Below are 2,812 nucleotides of genomic sequence, written 5' to 3'. Positions count from 1 at the left end.
CGTGAGGCCGTCCGGTACGGCGACGCGGTGGTCTCGATGCACGAGCAGGGCGTCCGCACCTTCCTCGAAATCGGGCCGGGCGGCACCCTCGCCGCCCTCGCGGCCCAGTCCGTGCCGGACCCGGACACCACCGCCGCCCTCGTCACGGTGCGCTCCGGACTCTCCGAGGCCCAGTCGCTGGTACAGGCACTGGGCGAGCTGCACGGTCGCGGCGTGCACGTGGACTGGGAGGCGTTCTTCGCAGGGTCCGGGGCGCGCCGGGTGCCACTGCCCGCGTACCCCTTCCAGCACCGGCGTTACTGGCTCGACCATGCCCCCGCCGCGGACGGCGCGGCGGGCCCGGCGCCGACCGCGCCGCGGGAGCGGGAAACCGAGGACCCCGAAGCCGTGCTCACCCTGCCGCAGAGGCTCGCCGGCCTCACGGAGGCGCAGCGTGCGGCGTACGTGCTGGAGACCGTGACCGACCTGGTCGCGACCGTCCTCAAGCACCCGGACCCGTCGGACATCGCGTCCGACAAGCCGTTCCAGGAGCTCGGCTTCGACTCGCTGACCGGGGTGGAACTGCGCAACCGGCTCGTGAGGTCCACCGGCCTGAGCCTGCCCGTCACCGTCGTCTTCGACCAGCCGAGCCCGGCGGCGCTCGCCGGCCACGTGCTGTCCGCCGCCACCGCCGAGATCGAGAAATCGGCTGCTCCGGCCGATCCGTCGGCCGCCGTCCGGGCCGGGCTGGCCCAGATCGAGACGTCGATCGGTGCACTGCCGCAGGACGACGCGATGCGCTCCGAGGCCGCGACCCGGCTCCACGGACTGCTGGAGCTGCTGTCCGCCCCGGCAGAGGCCCGCGGCACCGCTGCGGACGGCCCCGACGTGCACGACCTGATCGCCGCCTCGTCCACCGACGAGATCTTCGACTTCATCGACTTCCAGCTCGGCCGCGTGGCCGACTGACACGGCACCGGTCGCCCTGCGCGGGCGGCCCGCCGTGTCCTGCCCCGGAACCCACGAGAGGCTGATTACGCATGTCTGCTGCCAAGCCGCCCGCCACGACCGACGCCCCGAAGACGACCGCCTCCGCCCGGCCCCGGGAGGAGAGCGGGGAAGGGAAGCGGGAACAGAAGCTGGTCGAGTACCTGAAGTGGGTGACCGCGGACCTCCAGAAGGCACGCGAGCGGATCACCGAACTGGAGTCGGCCGAAGCCGAACCCGTCGCGATCGTCGGCATGGCCTGCCGGTTCCCCGGCGGGGTCTCCTCGCCCGAGGACCTGTGGCGCCTGGTCGCCGACGGCCGGGACGCGATCGGCCCGTTTCCCGCCGACCGCGGCTGGAACCTGGACGCCCTCTACAGCCCCGACGCCGACGAGGCGGGCACCTCCTACACCCGCGAAGCCGGTTTCCTCGACGGAGCCGCCCTGTTCGACGCCGACTTCTTCGGCATCTCACCGCGCGAGGCGCTGGCCATGGACCCGCAGCAGCGGGTTCTCCTGGAGACGGCGTGGGAGGCGCTGGAGGACGCGGGCATCGACCCCGCCACCCTCAGGGGTTCGCACACCGGCGTGTTCGCGGGCATCACCGAACAGAGTTATCTGGGTCTCGAAGGCCCCGCGGAGCTCGAGGGTTACCTGATGACCGGAAAGCTGAGCAGCGTCGCCTCCGGCCGGATCGCCTACACGCTCGGCTTCGAGGGTCCCGCGCTGTCCGTGGACACCGCGTGCTCGTCCTCCTTGGTCGCGCTGCATCTGGCCGTCGAATCGGTACGCCGGGGGGAATCCGGCCTCGCGCTGGCCGGCGGCGCCACGGTCACCGCCACACCGGGCGGGTTCGTCGACTTCAGCCGCCAGCGCGGGCTCGCCCCGGACGGCCGTATCAAGTCCTTCGCCGCCTCGGCCGACGGCACGTCCTGGTCGGAGGGGGCGGGGGTGCTCGTGGTGGAGCGGTTGTCGGACGCGCGACGTCTGGGGCACCGGGTGCTGGCGGTGGTGCGGGGCAGTGCGGTGAATCAGGACGGTGCGAGCAACGGGCTGACGGCTCCGCACGGTCCTTCGCAGGAGCGGGTGGTGCGCGAGGCACTGGCGGCGGCGGGTCTGTCGCCGGCCGAGGTGGACGTGGTGGAGGCGCACGGGACGGGGACCCGGCTGGGGGACCCGATCGAGGCGCAGGCGCTGCTCGCCACGTACGGACAGGGCCGGGAGCGGCCCGTCCTGCTGGGTTCGCTGAAGTCCAACATCGGCCACACCGTCGCCGCCGCGGGTGTGGGCGGCGTGATCAAGATGGTGGAGGCGATGCGGCACGGAGTGGCGCCGAGGACGCTGCACGTGGACGAGCCGACGCCGATGGTCGACTGGTCGAGCGGCGCGGTGGAGCTGTTGACGGAGGCGCGGCAGTGGCCGGTCACGGGCCGGCCCCGCCGGGCCGCCGTCTCCGCCTTCGGCGTCAGCGGCACCAACGCCCACGTGATCCTTGAGCAGGCGCCGCAGGACGAGCCCGCCGAAGCGCCGTCCGGCACGACGCTCCCCGCCGTCCCCTGGATCGTCTCCGCCCGCGGTGAGCAGGCCCTCGGCGACCAGGCCCGGCGACTGCTCGCGCACCTGGCCGACCACCCGGAGGCGACCGCCGCGGACATCGGCCGGTCGCTGACCGGCACGCGCACCCTGCACGACCACCGGGCGGCTGTGACCGGTACCGACCGCGCGGAACTGGAGGCGGCCCTGCGTGAACTGGCCGTCGACCCGTCCCGCCTCGTGGTGTCGTCGGTGGTGGCTGGTGGTGGTGTGGGGTTGGTGTTCTCGGGTCAGGGTGCGCAGCGGGCCGGTAT

The 2,812-nt window shown here is 73.4% G+C and carries 2 protein-coding genes; both read left to right on the top strand.

Features of this window, described 5'->3' with window-relative positions; translation table 11 throughout:
* Positions 1–948, top strand: a 948-nt coding sequence (locus Q0994_RS33760; protein WP_299542531.1) for a phosphopantetheine-binding protein, incomplete at its 5' end; no start/stop codon positions are given.
* Positions 949–1,019: 71 nt separating this feature from the next.
* On the top strand, positions 1,020–2,812 hold a 1,793-nt coding region (locus Q0994_RS33755; RefSeq protein ID WP_299542529.1), incomplete at its 3' end, for a type I polyketide synthase.

The sequence above is a fragment of the uncultured Streptomyces sp. genome, from assembly GCF_947488945.1.
GTDB lineage: Bacteria > Actinomycetota > Actinomycetes > Streptomycetales > Streptomycetaceae > Streptomyces.
This window is presented reverse-complemented; position numbering and strand designations above follow the sequence as displayed.